Below are 20334 nucleotides of genomic sequence, written 5' to 3'. Positions count from 1 at the left end.
TTATGCGGCGTCCTTGCGGAGCCGGAACCAGTAGAACCCGTGCCCGGCGAGCGTCAGCAAGTACGGCAGATCGCCGATGGCCGGGAACCGCACCCCACCGAACAGCTCGACCGGGTGCCGTCCGTTGAAGGCGCTCAGATCGAGTTCCGTCGGCTGCGCGAACCTGGAGAAGTTGTGCACGCACAGGACCAGGTCGTCCTCGTACTCCCGCAGGAACGCGATCACCGCCGGGTTCGACGACGGGAGCTCGGTGTACGAGCCGAGGCCGAAGGCGGCGTTCTGCTTGCGGATCTCGATCATCCGGCGCGTCCAGTGCAGCAACGAGGAGGGCGACGCCATCGACGCCTCGACGTTGGTGACCTGGTAGCCGTGGACCGGGTCCATGATGGTCGGCAGATAGAGCCGCCCGGGGTCACAGGAGGAAAAGCCTGCGTTACGGTCCGGTGTCCACTGCATCGGGGTGCGGACGGCGTCCCGGTCGCCGAGCCAGATGTTGTCGCCCATGCCGATCTCGTCGCCGTAGTAGAGGATCGGCGAGCCGGGGAGCGACAGGAGCAGCGCGGTGAAGAGCTCGATCTGGTTGCGGTCGTTGTCGAGGAGCGGGGCGAGCCGGCGGCGGATGCCGATGTTGGCGCGCATCCGTGGGTCCTTGGCGTACTCGGCCCACATGTAGTCGCGTTCCTCGTCGGTCACCATTTCGAGGGTCAGCTCGTCGTGGTTGCGCAGGAAGATGCCCCACTGGCAGCCGGCGGGGATCGCGGGCGTCTTGGCGAGGATTTCCGAGACCGGGTAGCGGGACTCGCGGCGGACCGCCATGAAGATGCGCGGCATGACCGGGAAGTGGAAGGCCATGTGGCACTCGTCGCCGCCGGCCTGGTAGTCGCCGAAGTAGTCGACGACGTCCTCGGGCCACTGGTTCGCCTCCGCCAGCAGGACCGTGTCCGGGTAGGACGCGTCGATCTCCTTGCGGACCCGCTTGAGGAACTCGTGGGTTGCCGGAAGGTTTTCGCAGTTGGTGGCCTCCTGCTGGTACAGGTACGGCACGGCGTCGAGGCGGAAGCCGTCGATGCCCAGGTCCAGCCAGAACCGCAGCGCGGAGATGATCTCCTCCTGGACCGCCGGGTTCTCGTAGTTGAGGTCCGGCTGGTGGGAGAAGAAGCGGTGCCAGTAGTACTGCTTGCGGACCGGGTCGAAGGTCCAGTTGGAGGCCTCGGTGTCGACGAAGATGATCCGCGCGTCCTGGTACTGCTTGTCGTCGTCCGCCCACACGTAGTAGTCGCCGTAGGGGCCGTCGGGGTCCTTGCGGGACTCCTGGAACCACGGGTGCTGGTCGCTGGTGTGGTTCATGACGAAGTCGATGATCACGCGCATGCCGCGGTGGTGGGCGGCGTCGACGAACTCCACGAAGTCGGCGAGGTCACCGAACTCCGGGAGGACGGCGGTGTAGTCCGAGACGTCGTAACCGCCGTCTCGCAGAGGTGACTTGAAGAAGGGCGGCAGCCACAGGCAGTCCACGCCCAGCCACTGGAGGTAGTCCAGCTTGGCGGTCAGGCCCTTGAGGTCGCCGACGCCGTCGCCGTTGCTGTCCTGGAAGGAGCGGACGAGGACCTCGTAGAACACCGCCCGCTTGAACCAGTCCGGGTCACGGTCCTTGGCCGGGGTGTCCTCGAAGGTGTCGTGGACGGGCTCGTTGACGATCATATTGTGGGTGACCCTCCGATCTGCGGGGTGGACGGTCGCAGGACGGTGAGGATGTGCGCGGGGCGCGTGCCCGGTTCGAGACGCACGTAGTTCGTCCTGCCCCAGTGATAGGTCTCACCGGTGAGCTCGTCGCGCACCGGCACCGACTCGTGCCAATCCAGGCCGAGTTGCGGCATGTCCAACGAGACCGTGGCCTCCTGGGTGTGGTGCGGGTCGAGGTTCACGACCACCAGAACCGTGTTCGAGCCGCGCCGCTTCGAGTACGCGATCACCTCGTCCTTGTCCGCGTGGTGGAAGTGGAGGTCGCGCAACTGCCGTAGGGCCGGATTGTCCCGCCTGACGGTGTTGAGCTGGGTGATCAGGGGGGCGAGGGAGTCGGGAGCGTCCCAGTCGCGGGTCTTGAGCTGGTACTTCTCCGAGTTCATGTACTCCTCGCTGCCCTCGCGCAGCGCGGTGTTCTCGGCCAGTTCGTAGCCGGAGTAGATGCCCCAGGTCGGCGAGAGGGTCGCGGCCAGGACCGCGCGCAGCGCGAACGCGGGACGGCCGCCGTGCTGCAGGAAGGCGTGCAGGATGTCGGGGGTGTTCGCGAAGAAGTTCGGCCGCATGTAGGAGGCCGCCTCACCGGACAGCTCCGTCAGGTACTCGGTGAGCTCCTGCTTGGTGGTGCGCCAGGTGAAGTACGTGTAGGACTGCTGGAAGCCGATCTGGGCCAGGGTGTGCATCATCGCCGGCCGCGTGAACGCCTCCGCCAGGAAGATCACATCCGGGTCGGTGGCGTTGATGTCGGCGATCACCCGCTCCCAGAACACCACCGGCTTGGTGTGCGGATTGTCCACCCGGAAGATCCGCACCCCGTGGTCCATCCAGTGCCGCAGCACCCGGGTGGTCTCCGCGATCAGCCCGTCCATGTCGGCGTCGAAGGCGATCGGGTAGATGTCCTGGTACTTCTTCGGCGGGTTCTCCGCATAGGCGATGGTGCCGTCCGGACGGTGGTGGAACCACTCCGGATGCTTCTGCACCCAGGGGTGGTCCGGCGAGCACTGCAGGGCGAAGTCCAGAGCGACCTCCAGACCGTGCCGTGCGGCTTCCCGGACGAACCAGTCGAAGTCCTCGATCGTGCCCAGGTCCGGGTGGACCGCGTCGTGCCCGCCCTCCGGCGAGCCGATCGCCCAGGGCACGCCCACATCGTCCGGCCCGGCCGACAGGGTGTTGTTGCGGCCCTTGCGGAAGGTCGTGCCGATCGGATGGATCGGCGGCAGGTAGAGCACGTCGAAGCCCATCGCGGCGATCGCCGGCAGCCGGCGGGCAGCCGTACGGAACGTCCCGTGCGGCTGCTCCGGGGTGCCCTCCGAGCGCGGGAAGAACTCGTACCACGACCCGAACAACGCCCGCTCCCGCTCCACCAGCAGCGGCAACGACTCCGACGCCGTGATCAACTCCCGCAGCGGATACCGCGCCAGCACGGCGTCCACCTCCGGCGTCAGCGCGGCGGCGAGGCGGGCGGCGGCCGGCCGGGTCTCGTCGCGGAGGGCGCGGACGGCCGCGAGGATCACGCCGTTGCGCCCGTCGTCGGGGACTCCGGCCGCGGCCCGCTCGTAGAGCCGGGCGCCCTCCTCCAGGACCAGTTCGGTGTCCATGCCGGCCGGGATCTTGATCTGGGCGTGGTGCCGCCAGGTGGTGATGGGGTCGCCCCAGGCCTCGACGGCGAAGGTCCACAGGCCGGGCGTGCCCGCGGAGACGGTGGCGCCCCAGCGATCGGTGCCCGGGGCCAGTTCTCGCATGGGTGTCCAGGGTCCGGCGCGGCCTTCCGGATCCTTCAGTACGACATTGGCGGCGACCGCGTCATGACCCTCACGGAACACGGTGGCCGAGATCTCGAACGTCTCACCGGTGACCGCCTTGGCGGGCCGGCGTCCGCGCTGGACGGCGGGGCGGACGTCGAGGACGGGTATGCGCCCGACGGCCGTAGCCGGTCCCGCCTGCGTGGAGGGTCGCTCCTGGGGCGGTGGTCCGGGGTCGACAGCGCGCTGGGTGGATGCGTCGGTGCTGGATGTCAGGGGTGCTGACGGTTGGTGCGTGGCGGGCATGACCGCTCCTGTCCGCGTCAACTTCGGGTGGGCGGATGGATGTGGGGAGGGGGGTCCTGCGGGGCGTACCGGTGAACTTACCTGAGCCGTGTACCGGAGGAGCCTTCCCACCCTTTCCGGGTGGGCAATCCGGCACTTTGCTAACTACTCACGCGTATGTCTTTGCACAAAACCGGCCCCGTTCCGGCCGAACGGGACCGCTTTGCGGACACTTCCCCTAGGAACCGGGCACCTGGAGGAGTCTGTCCGGTGAACCGGCTCCCCGACCGGACACCTTCCCGGTCGCCGCCGATTTCACCAGCGCTTTGCCGACCTGCGCCGGAGTGGCCCTCGGGTGGTCGGCCAGGTACAGCGCGGCCGCGCCCGCCGCGTGCGGGGACGCCATCGACGTGCCCGAGGAGGTCGCCCTGGCGGTGTCACCGGTGATGCCCGCCGAGGTGATCGAGACTCCTGGTGCGAAGAGGTCGAGGGACGGGCCGTAGTTGGAGAAGCCCGCCCGCCGGTCCTTCGGGTCGGTCGCGCCGACCGTGATCGCCTGGGACACGTCGGCGGGCGAGTAGAGCCCGGCCGACAGGCCGTCGTTGCCCGCGGCGACCGTGTAGGTCACTCCGGACGCGATCGAGGCGCGTACGGCGGCGTCCAGCTGGGCGCTGTGATAACCGCCCAGGCTGAGGTTGGCGACCGCCGGTTTCCGAGCGTGCCTCGTGACCCAGTCGATACCGGCGATGACCTGGGCGATCGTGCCCGATCCGGTGTTGTCGAGGACGCGTACGGCGACCACCTCGGCCTTTTTGGCGACGCCGTACCCGGTGCCGGCGACGGTGGCCGCCACATGGGTGCCGTGGCCGTTGCCGTCGCCCGCCGAGCCGTCGCCCCCGACGAAGTCCCAGCCGTAGGACGCCCGGCCCCCGAAGTCCTTGTGGGAGATCCGGATGCCGGTGTCGATCACGTACACCGTCGTCCCGGCGCCCGCGGACCGCGGCCAGGTGTAGGACCTGTCCAGCGACGGCTTCGGCTGGTCGACGCGGTCGAGGCCCCAGGACGGCGGATTCTTCTGGGTGCCCTCCAGGGTCACCCGGGTGTCCTGGACGACCGAGGTCACCCGTGGGTCCGCCGCGAGTCTCCGGGCCTGTCTCTCGTCGGCCCGGACCGCGTAGCCGTTGAGGACCGTGTCGTAGGTATGGCTGATTCTCGCCCCGTACTTCCCGGCGAGGCCCTTTCCGGTCGCCGAGGGTGCCTTCGTTCCCCCCTTGAGTGTCACCAGGTAACTCCCGCTGACGGAACCGGGCTCTCCGGCGCCGAGTATCCGCCCTTCCGGTGCGGCGTGCGCGGGCAGGGTGATGGCCGAAAGTGCGGCGGCACAGCTCGCCGCGGTCAGGCCCCCCACCCAGCGCAGACGCCGCTCTCGCGTCCGTGCCATGACTTGAGTTCCCCTCCTCAGCTCGGCGTACGCGGCCGCGGTCCGCCGGATCACCCGGCGGCGGCCGGTACGCCATGGGGAAGCCTCTCGTGCGGTGTGAAGTACCACAAGGACGCCTGTGGGGGTGTAATCGGCCATATCGGCTATCAGGTGACGTGGTGAGGTTGCGGTGGTTGCGGTGATTTCCGGACTGTTCGATGCGGAACGGCTTGGGGATGACACGGCCTTCTGCCGTGAACTGCGCCGTGGTGACGAGACCCTCCGCACGGATACGGTCGAGGCTGAAGACGGGACGCACACCGTCGTGTGTCCCACTCCGCTCGCGCGCCGAGGTGGAATGTGAAGGCGATCCGTCGATTCACCGTCCGACCCCTACTCCCCGATGCCCTGCGGCCCCTGAGCGATCTGGCGCGCAATCTGCGCTGGTCCTGGCACGCGGAGACCCGTGATCTCTTCCAGTCCGTCGACCCGGAGCACTGGGCCGCGTCGGGCGATGATCCCGTACGGCTGCTCGGCAGCGTGCGCCCCGCCCGGCTCGCCGAACTCGCCGAGGACCGCCACTTCCTGCGCCGGCTCACCGCGGTCGCCGACGATCTCCACGACTACGTCACCGGAGAGCGCTGGTACCAGGCCCATCCCGGTGAACTCCCGGCCGCCGTCGCCTACTTCTCACCCGAGTTCGGCGTCACCGCCGCCCTGCCGCAGTACTCCGGCGGACTGGGAATCCTGGCCGGCGACCATCTGAAGGCGGCCAGTGACCTGGGCGTACCGCTGATCGGCGTGGGCCTGCTGTACCGCCACGGCTACTTCCGCCAGTCCCTGTCCCGGGACGGCTGGCAGCAGGAGCACTATCCGGTCCTGGACCCCAACGAGCTGCCCGTGGCGCTGCTGAGGGAGGCCGACGGCACCCCGGCACAGGTGTCGCTGGCCCTCCCCGGCGGCAAGCGGCTGCACGCCCGGATCTGGCTCGCCCAGGTCGGCCGGGTGCCCCTGCTGATGCTGGACTCCGACGTCGAGGAGAACGACCTCGGCGAACGCGGGGTGACCGACCGGCTCTACGGTGGCGGCAGCGAACACCGGCTGCTCCAGGAGATGCTCCTCGGCATAGGGGGTGTCCGCGCCGTACGCACGTACTGCCGGCTGACCGGCCACGCCGACCCCGAGGTCTTCCACACCAACGAGGGGCACGCCGGGTTCCTCGGCCTGGAGCGGATCGCCGAGCTCTGCGACCAGGGACTCGACTTCGACGCGGGCCTGGAGGCGGTCCGCGCGGGGACGGTGTTCACCACGCACACCCCCGTCCCGGCCGGCATCGACCGCTTCGACCGGGAACTGGTCGCCCGGCACTTCGGCCCCGACGCCGAACTCCCGCGCATGGACGTGGGCCGCATCCTCGCCCTCGGCATGGAGACCTACCCCGGCGGCGAACCCAACCTCTTCAACATGGCCGTGATGGGCCTGCGGCTGGCCCAACGCGCCAACGGCGTCTCCCTGTTGCACGGGCAGGTCAGCCGGGAGATGTTCTCCGGACTCTGGCCGGGATTCGACCCGGAGGAGGTACCGATCACCTCCGTGACCAACGGGGTGCACGCCCCGACCTGGGTCGCGCCCGAGGTGTTCCGGCTCGGCGCCCGGCAGATCGGCGCCCAGCGCACCGAGGACGCGCTGACCGTCGGCGGCTCGGACCGCTGGGACGCCGTGGGGGACATCCCCGACCAGGACATCTGGGAACTGCGCCGTTCGCTGCGGGAGCAGCTGGTGATGGAGGTGCGCGAGCGGCTGCGCGCGTCCTGGCGTCAACGCGGCGCCGGGACAGCGGAGTTGGGCTGGATCGACGGCGTCCTCGACCCCGACGTGCTGACGATCGGATTCGCGCGCCGCGTCCCGTCGTACAAGCGGCTCACCCTCATGCTGCGGGACCGCGACCGTCTGATGGACCTGCTGCTGCACCCCGAGCGCCCGATCCAGATCGTGGTGGCGGGCAAGGCGCACCCGGCGGACGACGGCGGGAAGCGGCTGGTCCAGGAGCTGGTGCGGTTCGCCGACGACCCGCGGGTCCGCCACCGGATCGTCTTCCTGCCCGACTACGGCATGGCGATGGCGCAGAAGCTCTACCCGGGCTGCGACATCTGGCTCAACAACCCGCTGCGGCCGCTGGAGGCGTGCGGGACGAGCGGGATGAAGGCGGCTCTGAACGGCTGCCTGAACCTCTCCGTCCTCGACGGCTGGTGGGACGAGTGGTTCCAGCCCGACTTCGGCTGGGCGATCCCGACCGCCGACGGGGCGGGGACCGATCCCGACCGGCGCGACGACATAGAGGCCGACGCCCTCTACGAACTGCTCGAACAGCGGGTGACCCCCCGCTTCTACGAGCGCGGCCAGGGCGGCCTGCCCGACCGCTGGATCGAGATGGTCCGCCAGACGCTCACCCTGCTGGGCCCGAAGGTCCTGGCGGGCCGCATGGTCCGCGAGTACGTCGAGCGCCTCTACGCCCCCGCGGCCCACGCCCACCGCACGATGGCCCCGGACGCGGCGCGCGAACTGGCGGAGTGGAAGGCCAGGGTGCGGGAGCAGTGGCACGGTGTGACCGTCGACCACGTGGAGACCACGGCCGCGACGACCACGGCCGAACTCGGCACCACGCTCGGACTCCGGGTCCGCGTCGGCCTCGGCGCCCTCGGCCCGGACGACGTGGAGGTCCAGGCGGTCTCCGGCCGGGTGGACGAGGAGGACCGCATCGCGGACGCGGCGACGGTCCCGCTGAAGCCGGTGGGCGGCCCGGACCCGGAGGGCCGGTGGGTGTACGAAGGCCCGCTGTCCCTGGACCGGACGGGCCCCTTCGGCTACACGGTTCGCATCCTGCCCGCGCATCGGCTGCTGGCGTCGGGCGCGGAGCTGGGTGTGGTGGCGGTGCCTTCGGAGGACGTGGTGGAGGGGGCGGGAGTGCTGATGCGGTGAGCGGAGGGGACGCGGGCCGGGCCGCCGCGCTCAGCCCGCGTCCTCGCCGCCGCACAGCCTGCGCAGTACGGCCCCGCACCGCCGGGCGTAGGCGTGCTGGAGTCCGCGGGTCGCCGGGCCGCCCGCCCTGGAGTACCACTTCGCGCCCCTGCTGAAGGCCGACACCGTCAGCCACACCGTGCCGTCGCCCGTGCGGTCGACGACGAAGGACTCCTCGCCGCATTCGGGGTGGCCGGTCAGGGTGCCGTAGGCCCAGCCCGCGCGGCGGTGTTCCTCGACCGTCCAGACGACCCGGCAGGGGGCCTTGATGACGCCGGCCAGGGTGACCGTGACGTCCACGTCGGGGGCCGCGCGGTCCGCGGTGGCGTCTATGCCGACGCCGAGGGCGCGGTGCATCTCCCAGGTCAGGACCGCCTCGGAGGCCTTCCGGAAGACGTCGTGGCCCTCGCCTATGCGCGTGCGGACATGCAGGGGGTGGAAGCCGGGCGGGCAGAAACCGCTCCGCCGGGTCGCGCCGACGTCGTCGTACGTGAAGGACATGGGACCCAAGAGTAGGGCGGTACCCGGAAATACCTTCGTTCCGGGTACCGCCCGTGGAGCCTCTCCGGGTACTAGCTCACGTTGACCGCGGACCAGGCCGCAGCCACCGCCTTGTACTCGGCGCTGGTGGAGCCGTACAGGGCGGACGCCGCCGAGAGCGTGCCGGTGCGCGCCGACTTGTAGTTGGTCGTCGACGTGAAGTACGTCGTCAGCGCCTTGTACCAGATCTGCAGCGCCTTGTCCCGGCCGATGCCGGTGACCGTGGAACCGTTGGACGTCGGCGAGTTGTAGCTCACGCCGTTGATCGTCTTCGCGCCGCTGCCCTCCGAGAGGAGGTAGAAGAAGTGGTTGGCGACACCGGACGAGTAGTGGACGTCCAGGTTGCCGACCGAGGAGGACCAGGAGTCCGCCGAGCCGCCGTCCTTGCTGGGCTTGTCCATGTAGCGCAGCGGGGTGCCGTCGCCGTTGATGTTGATCTTCTCGCCGATGAGGTAGTCACCCTTGTCGGACGAGTTGTTGGCGAAGAACTCCACGCCGGTGCCGAAGATGTCCGAGGTGGCCTCGTTCAGGCCGCCGGACTCGCCGGAGTAGTTCAGGCCCGCCGTGTTCGAGGTGACGCCGTGGCTCATCTCGTGGCCGGCCACGTCCAGCGAGGTCAGCGGGTCGACGTTGCCCTCGCCGTCGCCGTACGTCATGCAGAAGCAGCTGTCGTCCCAGAACGCGTTCACGTACTGGTTGCCGTAGTGCACCCGGGAGTAGGCCGCGACGCCGTTGTTCTTGATGCCGCTGCGGCCGAAGGTGGACTTGTAGAAGTCCCAGGTCTCCGCCGCGCCGTAGGCGGCGTCGACGGCCGCCGTCTGGTCGGTGGCGGAGCTGGAGGCCGTGCCGGTGCCCCACGTGTTGTCGGCGTCCGTGAACAGCGTGCCCGCCGACGAGCTGGTGCCGTGGGACTTGTTGTACGTCTTGTGGCTGCCGCGCGTGCCGTCGGTCAGCTGGTACGTCGAGCCCGAGAGGGTGGTCCCCAGGCTGACCGTGCCCGAGTACAGGCTCTTGCCGGTGCCGGTGGCGTTCTCGATGCCCTGGTACTCGTAGAGCTTCTTGCCGGTGGCGGCGTCGGTGATGACGTGCAGCTGGTTCGGGGTGCCGTCGTCCTGGAAGCCGCCGACGATCGTCTCGTAGGCGAGGACGGGGGTGCCCGAGCCGGCCCAGATCACCTTGCGCGCGCCGTCGGCGGCGGTCTTGTCCGAGCCCGCGGCCTTGGCGGCGGTCAGCGCCTGGGCCTCGGCCTTGGCGACGGTGAGCTTGGGGGTCAGCGAGGCGACCTTGATGGTCTTGTTCGTCGCCTTGGAGACGCCCTCGGTCGCACCGGACTTCGACTCGTGGACGACCAGGTCGCCGCCGAGGACGGGCAGGCCGTCGTAGGTGCGCTCGTAGCGGGTGTGGACCGTGCCGTCGGCGTCTCTCACGACGTCCTTGACGACCAGCTTCTCCTTGGCGCCGAGGCCTATCTCCCGGGCCGTGGTCCCGGCGTCGGCCTGCTGCTCCTTGATGAGGGAGGTGCGCGCGGCCCCGGACAGCTGGGCCGGGGCGCCCGCGAGGGTGGCCTTGCCGGTGCCTTCGGCCGGGGTCACGGCGGCGGCACTTCCGGTGGTCAGACCGGTGGTGAGCAGGGCCCCGGCCGCGACGGCGGTGGCGATGGCCAGGGTGGTGCGCTTGTGACGCGCGTAGAGGGGGGTCACACAAGCTCCTTCGTGGGGGAGCCCGGACGGCGTGGGGTTGCCTTCCGGGGTGGTTGTGAAGTTGTGCGGCGGTTGTGAGGAAGCGTGGCATCAAGGCGCGTACATGTCATGACCCCCAAGTGATGTTGGCTGAAAGTCGACGGCTGGATGAACATTGCAGGCATGTAAAGCGAGTTGACCTGGGTAAAGCCCCAACAAGCCGTCGGTCATGGAGAGGCAAAAAGAGGGCGCCGCCCCGGGGATTCGAACCACCGGGACGGCGCCCTGACTTGGTGGGCGCGGGCCTACGGGAAGGTCAGCTTCCAGCCGTTGATGTAGCCGGTGTCCTGGGCCGCGTTGTCCTGGACCCGCAACTGCCAGGTCCCGTTGGCGACCTCGGAGGACGCGTTCACCGTGTACGTGGTGTTGAGGTTGTCCGTGCTGCCACCCGTGCCGTACGCCTTCAGCGTGTACGCCGTGCCGTCGGGAGCGATCAACTGCACCCGCAGGTCACCTATGTAGGTGTGCACGATGTCGACCGAGACCGCGAGGTTCGAGGGCGCGTTGCCCGTACGCCCCGAGACGGTGATAGGCGAATTGACCGCCGCCCCGTTGTCCGGAATCGATACGTCGGTGGTGGACTCGAACGAGGTGCCGCCACCGCCGCCGCCCGGACGCGAGCCGACCGCCACGCCCGCCCAGGCGTTCGCCACGGCCGTGTACTCGGCGCTCGTCGTGCCGTACAGCTCACCGGCCGCCGCGAGGGTGCCGGTGCGGGCCGCCGCGTAGTTCGTCGTCGACGTGAACTTCGTGGTCAGCGCGCGGAACCAGATCTTCTCCGCCTTGTCCCGGCCGATGCCGGTGACCGGAAGGCCGTCCGAGGTCGGGGAGTTGTAGGTGACACCGTTGATGGTCTTGGTGCCACTGCCCTCCGACAGGAGGTAGAAGAAGTGGTTCGCGGGCCCGGACGAGTAGTGGACGTCCACCGACCCGATCCCCGAGTACCAACTGTCCTTGGACGCGCCGTCCTTGCTCGGCTTGTCCATGTAACGCAGCGGAGTGCCGTCACCGTTGATGTTGATCTTCTCGCCGATGAGGTAGTCACCGACGTCGGAGGAGTTGTTGGCGTAGAACTCCACGGCCGTGCCGAAGATGTCGGAGGTCGCCTCGTTCAGACCGCCGGACTCGCCCGAGTAGTTGAGCCCCGCGGTGTTCGACGTGACGCCGTGGGTCATCTCGTGACCGGCCACGTCGATCGCCGTCAACGGGTGGGTGTTGCCCGACCCGTCGCCGTACGTCATGCAGAAGCAGCTGTCGTCCCAGAACGCGTTGACGTAGTTGTTGCCGTAGTGGACCCGGGAGTACGCCCCTACCCCGTCACCGCGGATACCCGAACGCCCCTGCACGTTCTTGTAGTAGTCCCAGGTGAGCGCGGCACCGTAGTGCGCGTCGGCGCCGGCCGTCTCCGCGTTGGAGGCGCTGCCGTTGCCCCAGACGTCGTCGGGCCCCGAGAAGAGGGTGCCGGTGCCGGAGGTGCCGTGGTTGAGGTTGTACGTCTTGTGGTTGCCGCGCGCCGCGTCGGTCAGGTTGTACGTCGACCCGGACTGCGTGGTGCCGAGGGTGACCGTGCCGCTGTACATGGTGTTGCCGGTGCCGGTCTCGATGCCCTGGTACTCGTAGAGCTTCGCGCCGGTCGCCGCGTCCGTGACGACGTGCAGCTCGTTCGGCGTGCCGTCCTCCTGGAGGCCGCCGACGACCGTCTCGTACGCCAGGGTCGGGGTGCCGTTGCCGGCCCAGATCACCTTGCGCGGGGCGCGGTTGGTGGTGGCCTTGTCTGCGCCGGCCGCCTGCGCGGCCTTCAGCGCCTGCGCCGACGCCTTGGCCGCCGTGACCTTCGGCGTCACCGAGGCGACCTTGAGGGTCTTGTTCGTCGCCTTCACGACGCCCTCGGTCGCGCCCGACTTCGTGGTCTCCACGACGAGGTCGCCGCCGAGGACGGGCAGGCCGTCGTAGGTGCGCTCGTAGCGGGTGTGCAGCGTGCCGTCGCCGTCCTTGACGACGTCACGGACGACCAGCTTCTCCTTGGCGCCGAGGCCGAGGTCCTTGGCGGTGTCCGCCTTGGTCGCGTTCGCCTCGCGGATCAGCGCGGCGCGCTGGGCGGGGGTGAGCTTGAGGGACTCGGCGCCCGGGAGCACTTTGCCCGCGGCCGACGGTGCCTTCTGAGGGGCCGCGGTGGCGGCGCCCGACTGGACGGCCGCGGCGATCAGGGCCGAGACACCGACGAGGGCCACGGCGGCGGCCTTGCGGTGATGGGCGTGGGGGGCGCGTCTGTGGGAGGAACTGTCTCTCAACACTGACTCCTTCTGCGCGGCCGCGGATCGCGCGGCCAGGGGAGACCGGACGGTGGGTCGACCGTCCGGGCGGTACGCGGAACGAGGTGCAGGCGGCCGCGGATCAGAACACAGCGAGAGATCTGTGAGGTTGCTGTGAAGCGGCCGTGGGAAGAGTGGCACCGGAAAGCCCGTACTGTCAGGAGCGCGTCAGAAACTTGGCCGGAAACAGTCCGTTGTCCGGTAGTTCATGTTCGATATACGGTCCCGTCGGGTCAGTTCCCGCCCGGCCCCCCGTGCCACGACCCCCACAGCGCCGCGTACGCCCCGTCCGCCGCCACCAGCTCCTCGTGCGTGCCGAGTTCGGTCAGCAGGCCGTCCTCCATCACCGCCACCCGGTCGGCGTCGTGCGCGGTGTGCAGCCGGTGCGCGATGGCGATGACCGTGCGCCCTTCGAGTACGGCGCCCAGGGCGCGCTCGGTGTGCCGCGCGGTCGTGGGATCGAGGAGCGCGGTCGCCTCGTCCAGGATCAGGGTGTGCGGGTCCGCCAACACCACCCGGGCCAGGGCGAGTTGCTGAGCCTGTGAGCCGTCGGTACGGCAACCGTCCTCGCCGAGTGCGGTGTCGAGCCCCTCGGGCAGCTCCCGCACCCACCCGTCGGCTCCCACGGCGGCCAGGGCGGCCCACAACTCCTCGTCCCCGGCGCCGGGTTCGGCGATGAGGAGGTTGTCGCGGACCGTGCCCAGGAAGACGTGGTGCTCCTGGGTGACCAGGACGACCTGGCGGCGCAGCTGCTCGGGATCCAGGCCGACGACCGGGGCCCCGCCCACGGTCACCGACCCGGAGGTCGGCGCGTCGACGCCCGCGAGCAGCCTGCTCAGGGTGGTCTTCCCGGCACCGGACGGGCCGACCACCGCGAGCCGTTCGCCGGGGCGCACGGTCAGGTCGACGCCGTGCAGGACCTCGATGCCGCGGCCGTAGGAGTAGCGGACGTCGATGACGTCGATGCGGTCGCCGTCGGGGGTGGGGGAGTCCCCGGAATCGGTTCGCGGAGCCTCGGCGAGGCCTTCCACCCGGGCGAACGAGGCTCCACTCGACTGGAGTTGCTCGACCCGTACGAGGATCTGGTCGAGCGGATTGACCAGTTGCTGGAGATACAGGGCGGCCGCCACCACGGAACCCAGGCTCATCACGCCCCGCGCGTGCAGCATCCCGCCGACCAGGAGCACGCCGGCCACGGGCAGGATGTAGGCCACCTCCACCACGGGGAAGAACACGCTGCGCAGGTACAGGGTGTAGAGGCGGGTGCGGCGAGCCGTGTCGAGGGCCTCCCGGCTCGCCCGGACGCGCCGCTCCTGGAGCCGCAGCGCCTCGACCGTGCGTGCGCCGGACGCGGTGGCCGCCAGGATCTCGGCGACGTCGGAGGTGGCCTCGCCCTCGGCCAGATAGCCGTCCCTCGCCCGGCGCAGATACCAGCGCAGGACGAACCAGATGGGCAACAGCCCGAGCACGCCGACCGCGCCGAGCAGCGGGTCCAGGACGAACACCGCGACGAGCAGGAACAGGAACTGCACGGAGTTGATGAGCAGTTCGGGACCCGCGTCGCGGAGCGTGGTGCCGACGGTGGCGACATCGGCGGTACCGCGGGCGGTGAGGTCACCGGTGCCCGCGCGTTCCACGACGGAGGCGGGCAGGGCGAGCGTGCGCTCCACGAACTCCTCGCGGACGCGCGCCAGGGTGCGTTCACCGAAGCGGTGGCCGACGTAGCGGGCCCAGCGGGCGAGGGCGAGCTGTGCGCTCGCGCACCCGACGAGGACGAGGGAGAGCCGGTCCACCGCGGACACGCCCGCACCGGCGCGCACCTCGTCGATGATCCGGCCGAGCAGCCACGGGCCGGCGAGGCCGGTGAGGGAGGCGGCCGCGTTCAGGGCGAGTACGGCGGCGAAGGCGCGGGCGTCCTTGCGGATCAGCCGGACGGACGCCCTCCGTACGGTGGCCGGGTCGGCGACCGGGAGGTGGCCCCTGCTCACTTCGCGACCTCCACGTCTCGGGCGACCAGTGCGCGGTATCCCGGTTCCCCGGTGAGGAGTTGCTGGTGGGTGCCGGTCGCCGCGAGTTTGCCGTCGACCAGGTAGAGGACTGTGTCGGCGTGGTCCAGCACGAGGGGGGAGGTGGTGGTGACGGCTGTGGTGCGGCCTTCCCTGGCCTCGCGCAGGCGCCTGGCCACGAGGGCTTCCGTGTGGGCGTCCAGGGCGGAGGTGGGTTCCACGGCCAGGAGGACCTCCGGGTCGGCGAGGAGGGCTCTCACCAGGCGGATGCGCTGGCGTTGGCCGCCGGAGAGGTTGCGGGCCTGGGCGTCGATGGAGGAGTCGAGGCCGTCGGGGAGACCTTGGACGATGTCGTCCGCCACGGCTGCGTGTATCGCGGCTGCGGCTGCGTGGGGGCTGGGCGCGCCGTTCCCCGCGCCCTTTCGGGGCGCGATCACCTCGCGTAGGTGTCCCGCGAACAGGTCGGCCTCGTGGTCCGCCATCAGGATGTGCTCTCTGATCTGGGGCAACCGGATCTCGTCCAGGGGGACTCCGGCCCAGGTCGCCCGGGACGGGGTGTAGCGGGCCAGGCGGTCCAGGACGGTCGCCGTGTCTGCCGGGTGCGCTGAGGCCAGGGCTGTCATACGTCCCGGCAGGATGCTGACGCCCGACTCGGGATCATGCAGTACCGAGGGCTCCGCGGGAGCGTCCCGCGTGCCCCGGTCCTCCATCGGCTCCAGCCGCAGGAACCGCACCACCCGCCTCGCCGCCACCACCCCCCGGCTCAGTTGGTAGCCGCACTCCACCCAGAACGCCACCGGCCCCACCAGGACCGCGACATAGCCGTACACCGCCACCAACTCGCCCACGGTGATGTCCCCTTCGGCGGCCAGGCGGGCCGCGAGCCAGGTGACGACGGCGAGGAACAGGGTGGGCAGGCCGACGCCGAGGGCCTGGACCCAGCTGGTGACCGCGCCCACCCGGTAGCCCTGGGCCCGCAGGCGTTGGCTGTCGCGGTGGAAGGCGTCGGCGACCAGGTTCTTGCCGCCGAGGCCGTTGAGGACGCGCAGGCCGCCCGCGAGGTCGGCGATACGGGCGGTGAGGACGCCCTGGCGGTTGCGGTACTCCGTCTCGGTGCCCTGGAGGCGGGACAGGAAGGGGCCCACGAGGACGACGATCGCCGGGATGCCGAGGAGGACGACGGCAGCGAGGACCGGGGACACCGACACCAGCAGGGCGGCGACCGTCAGATAGGCGACGCACGCGCCCACGCCCGGGCCGACGACGGTCAGGGCGCCGGCGATCGTCTGCACGTCGCCCACGCCGATCGTGACGACCTCCCCGGCCCCGGTCCGGCGCGAGAGCGCGGCGCCGAGACGGACCGCCTGCCCGACGACCACCTTGACCGTGCGGAAGTTGGCGTCCATCCGCACCCGGGTCATCGTGCGATGCCGCATGATGCTCAGCCAGGCGTTGAACGAACCGACCGCGAACAGCGCGAAGCTCCAGCCGGCCAGCGCCGCCCAGTCGCCCGGCTCAAGACCTTCGTCGATCGCCTTGGCCATCAGATAGGGCGTCGCCGCCAGCAGCACCATCCAGGAACTGCCCAGCAGCGCCCCGGCCACGGACCGCCCCGGCTGACAGCGCACCAGCCACCACAGATACCGCCAGCCGCCCCGGACATCGGGCGTGCCCGGGTCCTCGTACGCGTCGATCACACATCCCCCTGGTCGTACATGCGGCGGCTCACGCCAGACTGTCCCGCCACGCCCGGTGCAGATCCGCGAACCGGCCCGTGCCCGCGACGAGCGCCGCAGGTGTGCCGTCCTCGACGATTCTGCCGTGCTCCATGACCAGGACCCGGTCGGCGATCTCCACGGTCGACAGCCGGTGCGCGATCACCACGGCGGTACGGCCCTTCAGGACCGTCGCCATCGCGCGCTGCACGGCCCGCTCGCCCGGGACGTCGAGCGAGCTGGTCGCCTCGTCCAGGATCAGCACCGCCGGATCGGCGAGCAACGCCCGCGCGAACGCCACGAGCTGGCGCTGCCCCGCCGAGATACGGCCGCCCCGCTTGCGTACGTCCGTGTCGTACCCGTCGGGCAGCGCGCTGATGAAGTCGTGCGCCCCGATCGCCTTCGCGGCCTGCTCGATCTCCTCGCGGCCGGCGTCCGGGCGGCCGATCGCGATGTTCTCGGCGACCGTGCCGGAGAACAGGAACGCCTCCTGCGTGACCATGACGACCCCGCGCCGCAGTTCGGGCATCGCGAGCTCGCGCAGGTCGACGCCGTCGAGCAGGATCCGCCCGCGCGAGGGGTCGTAGAAGCGGGCCAGCAGCTTCGCCAGGGTCGACTTCCCGGCGCCGGTCGAGCCGACCACCGCGACCGTCTGCCCGGCGGGCAGGGTGAGGTCGAAACGGGGGAGCACCTCGCCGCCGGTGCGGTAGCCGAACGAGACACCCTCGAAGACGACCTCACGGCCGGGACGGTCCGAGGACTCGAGTGCCGGGAGCTGCCTGGGCGCCGACGGCTCGGGCACCGTCGGGGTCTGGGCGAGCAGACCCGCGATCTTCTCCAGGGAGGCCGCCGCCGACTGGTAGGAGTTCAGGAACATCCCGAGCCGGTCGATCGGGTCGTACAGCCGCCGCAGATACAGCACCGCCGCCGCCAGTACACCCAGCTCCAGGGAGTCCTGCGCCACCCGGTAGGCGCCCCACAGCACGATCCCCGCGACGGCCACGTTGGCGACCAGCCGGGACCCGACGACATAGCGGGCCATTTCGAGGAGCGCGTCGCCGTTGACCCGTTCGTGCCGCTTGTTCAGCACGGCGAAGTCGGCGTCGTTGGCGGCCTCGCGGCGGAACGCGCGCACCGGCCGGATGCCGTTCATCGTCTCCACGAACTTCACGATCACGGCGGCGATCGCGGTCGACCGCTTCTGGTAGACCCGGCCCGCGCGCTGCCGGTAGACCCGCACGAGCAGGTACAGCGGCACGAAGGACGCCACCGCGACCGCGCCGAGGCCGAGGTCCAGCCAGAGCAGCAGGGCGGAGATGTAGAGGAAGGACAGGATGACGGTGACGAGTTCCTGCAGACCCTCGCTGAGCAGCTCGCGCAGCGACTCCACGTCCGTCGTCGAACGGGAGATCAGCCGGCCCGAGGTGTAACGCTCGTGGAAGTCGATGCTCAGCGCCTGGGCGTGCCGGAAGATCCGGCCGCGCAGGTCGAGCAGCACGTCCTGGTTGACGCGCGCGGAGGCCAGGATGAACGCGTACTGGAGCCCGCCGGAGGCCAGCGCGCACAGCAGATAGCCGGCGCCGACCGCGATCAGCGGGCCGTTGTCGTGGTCCCGGAACGCGGGCACCGCGCGGTCGATGGCGTACGCCACCAGCAGCGGACCCGCCTGCACGGCCGCCTGCTGGAGCAGCAGCAGAAGGGTCGTCACCGTGACCCGCGCCTTCATGGGCGCGAGCAGTGAGCGCAGCAGGAGGGCGGTGGCGCCCGGGGGAGCGGGCAGGCGGTCGTGGTCGAAGGCGTCGTCGGTGTCCTTCGGCCCGGGCGGGCCGGGCTCCTGGTCCGCGGTGGGCGCGGACGTCGTGGGGGCCGTCATCGGGTGTCCTCCCCTTCTCCGGAATCCCCGGACCCGGACATCAGATGGGCGTACTCGGCGTTGGTGCGCAGGAGTTCGTGATGGGTGCCCACGGCGGTGATGCGGCCGTCCGACAGCAGGGCGACCCGGTCGGCGAGCTGCACGGTGGAGGGGCGGTGGGCGACGATGAGCGCGGTGGTGTCCGCCAGTACCTCCCGCAGGGCCGCCTCCACCGCGGCCTCCGTGTGGACGTCCAGGGCGGACAGCGGGTCGTCCAGGACGAGGAACCTCGGTCTGCCCACGACGGCTCGGGCGAGGGCCAGGCGCTGGCGCTGGCCGCCGGAGAGGCTGAGGCCCTGTTCGCCGACCTGGGTCCCGGTGCCGTGGGGGAGGGCGTGCACGAAGTCGGCCTGGGCCACGGACAGGGCGCGGTCCAGTTCCCGTTCGTCGGCGCCCATCAGGACGTTCTCGCCGACACTGGCGGAGAAGAGGGTGGGGTCCTCGAAGGCCATGGCGACCTTTGCGCGCAGCTCTTCCCTGGACATGGCGGTGATGTCCTCGCCGTCCAGGGTGATGCGGCCCGAGGTGATCTCGTGGAGACGGGGGACGAGCGCGGTGAGGGTGGTCTTGCCGCTGCCGGTGGCGCCCACGAGGGCCATGGACTCGCCCGGGCGGATGTGGAGGTCGATCAGGTCGAGGACGGGCGGGGAGTCCTCGGGGGCGTCGGGGTAGCGGAACCGGACGCTGTGGAACTGGAGGCCGTCCGCGGGCCGGTGGGGGACGGTCGCGCCGGTCCCCGCACCCCTCGTGTGGGTCTCCTGTTCCGGTACTTCGTCCATCGCCTCGAAATAGCGCTCCGTCGCCGTCGCCGCCTCCTGGCTCATCGCCAGCAGGAAGCCGATCGAGTCCACCGGCCACCTCAGTGCCAGCGCGGTGGAGAGAAACGCCACCAACGTCCCTGCCGACAACTCGCCGTCCGCCACCTGCACACAGCCCAGCACCAGCGCCGCTCCGATCGCCACCTCCGGCAGCGTCACGATGACGCCCCAGATCGTGGCCAGGAGGCGGGCCTTGTGCAGTTCCGTGCCGCGCAGGGTGCCCGAGAGTTCCCGGAAGGCCCGCGCCTGCGACCGGTGCCGCCCGAACCCCTTGATGATGCGGATGCCGAGCACGCTCTCCTCGACGACCGTCGTGAGGTCGCCGACCTGGTCCTGGGCGAGGCGGGCCACACCGGCGTACCGCTTCTCGAAGATCACACAGGTGACGACGACGGGGATCGCGGGGCCGAGGATCACCAGGCCGAGCGCCCAGTCCTGGAGCAGCATGATGATCACGCCGACGAGGATCGTCACGCTGTTGACCAGCAGGAAGGTCAGCGGGAAGGCGAGGAACATGCGCAGCAGCATGAGGTCCGTGGTGGCCCGGGACAGCAGCTGGCCGGACGCCCAGCGGTCGTGGAAGGCCACCGGGAGCCGCTGCAGGTGCCGGTACAGGCCCGCCCGCATCTCCGCCTCGACATGGGAGAGCGGCCGCGCGACCAGCCACCGCCGAAGCCCGAACAGCAGCGCCTCCGCGAACCCGAGCAGCAGCAGGTACAGCGACCCGAGCCATACGCCCGCCGTGTCCCCGTCGGCGACCGGTCCGTCCACCATCCACTTCAGGACGAGCGGGATCACCAGCCCCGCACAGGAGGCGAGGACCGCCACGAACGCGGCCGTGAACAGCCGCGCGCGGGCCGGCCGGACGTACGGCCACAGGCGCAGCAGGGTCTTCACGGCCGATCGGTTCTTGGTGGTTGCACGTGTCGTGGACATCAGCTGCGAGCCTACGGATCGGCACTGACAACGCCCACCGAGTTTTGGCCGTACCCGGATCGGCCGCTGGACCTACGACCTGCATGTTCGAGGGGCCGTACAGGAGGAGCCGAGGGGTCGTACCACCGCATCCACCGATCGGCTGATGCCG

At 70.4% G+C, this 20334-nt stretch carries 11 protein-coding genes; 1 reads left to right on the top strand and 10 read right to left on the bottom strand.

All coding sequences use genetic code 11. The features are described 5' to 3' along the window. From treS to RKD20_RS13760, 3 genes are all read right to left on the bottom strand, one after another. Entirely contained in the window at positions 1–1701 is a 1701-nt protein-coding gene (gene treS, locus RKD20_RS13770) for a maltose alpha-D-glucosyltransferase (protein ID WP_424877991.1), read from the bottom strand. After that, positions 1698–3788 (bottom strand): alpha-1,4-glucan--maltose-1-phosphate maltosyltransferase, encoded by a 2091-nt coding sequence (locus RKD20_RS13765; protein ID WP_424877990.1) that lies wholly within the window; start codon positions 3786–3788, stop codon positions 1698–1700. Before RKD20_RS13765 ends, treS begins: the two co-directional genes overlap by 4 nt. 217 nt (positions 3789–4005) lie before the next feature. Next, positions 4006–5208, bottom strand: coding sequence for a S8 family peptidase (locus RKD20_RS13760; protein WP_424877989.1), 1203 nt, complete (start codon positions 5206–5208; stop codon positions 4006–4008). Positions 5209–5547: 339 nt separating this feature from the next. Between RKD20_RS13760 and RKD20_RS13755 the strand changes: the two genes are divergently transcribed. After that, complete coding sequence (locus RKD20_RS13755) at positions 5548–8166, top strand: glycosyltransferase family 1 protein (RefSeq protein WP_424877988.1); 2619 nt, start codon at positions 5548–5550, stop codon at positions 8164–8166. 30 nt (positions 8167–8196) lie between these two features. Here RKD20_RS13755 and RKD20_RS13750 read toward each other — a convergent pair whose 3' ends face one another. From RKD20_RS13750 to RKD20_RS13720, 7 genes are all read right to left on the bottom strand, one after another. Beyond that, positions 8197–8706, bottom strand: a complete 510-nt coding sequence (locus tag RKD20_RS13750) for a DUF1990 domain-containing protein (protein WP_020124568.1) — start codon at positions 8704–8706, stop codon at positions 8197–8199. Between the two features lie 71 nt (positions 8707–8777). After that, positions 8778–10445, bottom strand: coding sequence for a M4 family metallopeptidase (locus RKD20_RS13745; protein ID WP_424877987.1), 1668 nt, complete (start codon positions 10443–10445; stop codon positions 8778–8780). Between the two features lie 284 nt (positions 10446–10729). Continuing rightward, positions 10730–12775 (bottom strand): M4 family metallopeptidase, encoded by a 2046-nt coding sequence (locus RKD20_RS13740; protein WP_424877986.1) that lies wholly within the window; start codon positions 12773–12775, stop codon positions 10730–10732. A gap of 254 nt (positions 12776–13029) precedes the next feature. Then, a complete protein-coding gene (locus tag RKD20_RS13735; RefSeq protein WP_424877985.1) occupies positions 13030–14784 on the bottom strand; it encodes an ABC transporter ATP-binding protein in 1755 nt (584 codons plus the stop codon). After that, the gene (locus RKD20_RS13730; protein ID WP_424877984.1) at positions 14781–16499 is read right to left on the bottom strand and encodes an ABC transporter transmembrane domain-containing protein; all 1719 of its coding nucleotides are present in this window, start codon (positions 16497–16499) and stop codon (positions 14781–14783) included. The genes RKD20_RS13735 and RKD20_RS13730 overlap by 4 nt, the downstream gene beginning before the upstream one ends. Positions 16500–16527: 28 nt before the next feature. Beyond that, positions 16528–18390, bottom strand: coding sequence for an ABC transporter ATP-binding protein (locus RKD20_RS13725; protein ID WP_424877983.1), 1863 nt, complete (start codon positions 18388–18390; stop codon positions 16528–16530). Continuing rightward, a complete protein-coding gene (locus RKD20_RS13720; RefSeq protein ID WP_424877982.1) occupies positions 18387–20183 on the bottom strand; it encodes an ABC transporter ATP-binding protein in 1797 nt (598 codons plus the stop codon). The genes RKD20_RS13725 and RKD20_RS13720 overlap by 4 nt, the downstream gene beginning before the upstream one ends. Between the last annotated feature and the right edge of the window lie 151 nt (positions 20184–20334).

It is taken from the genome of Streptomyces sp. SLBN-8D4 (assembly GCF_049739545.1).
In the GTDB taxonomy this organism is placed as follows: domain Bacteria; phylum Actinomycetota; class Actinomycetes; order Streptomycetales; family Streptomycetaceae; genus Streptomyces; species Streptomyces canus_C.
This window is presented reverse-complemented; position numbering and strand designations above follow the sequence as displayed.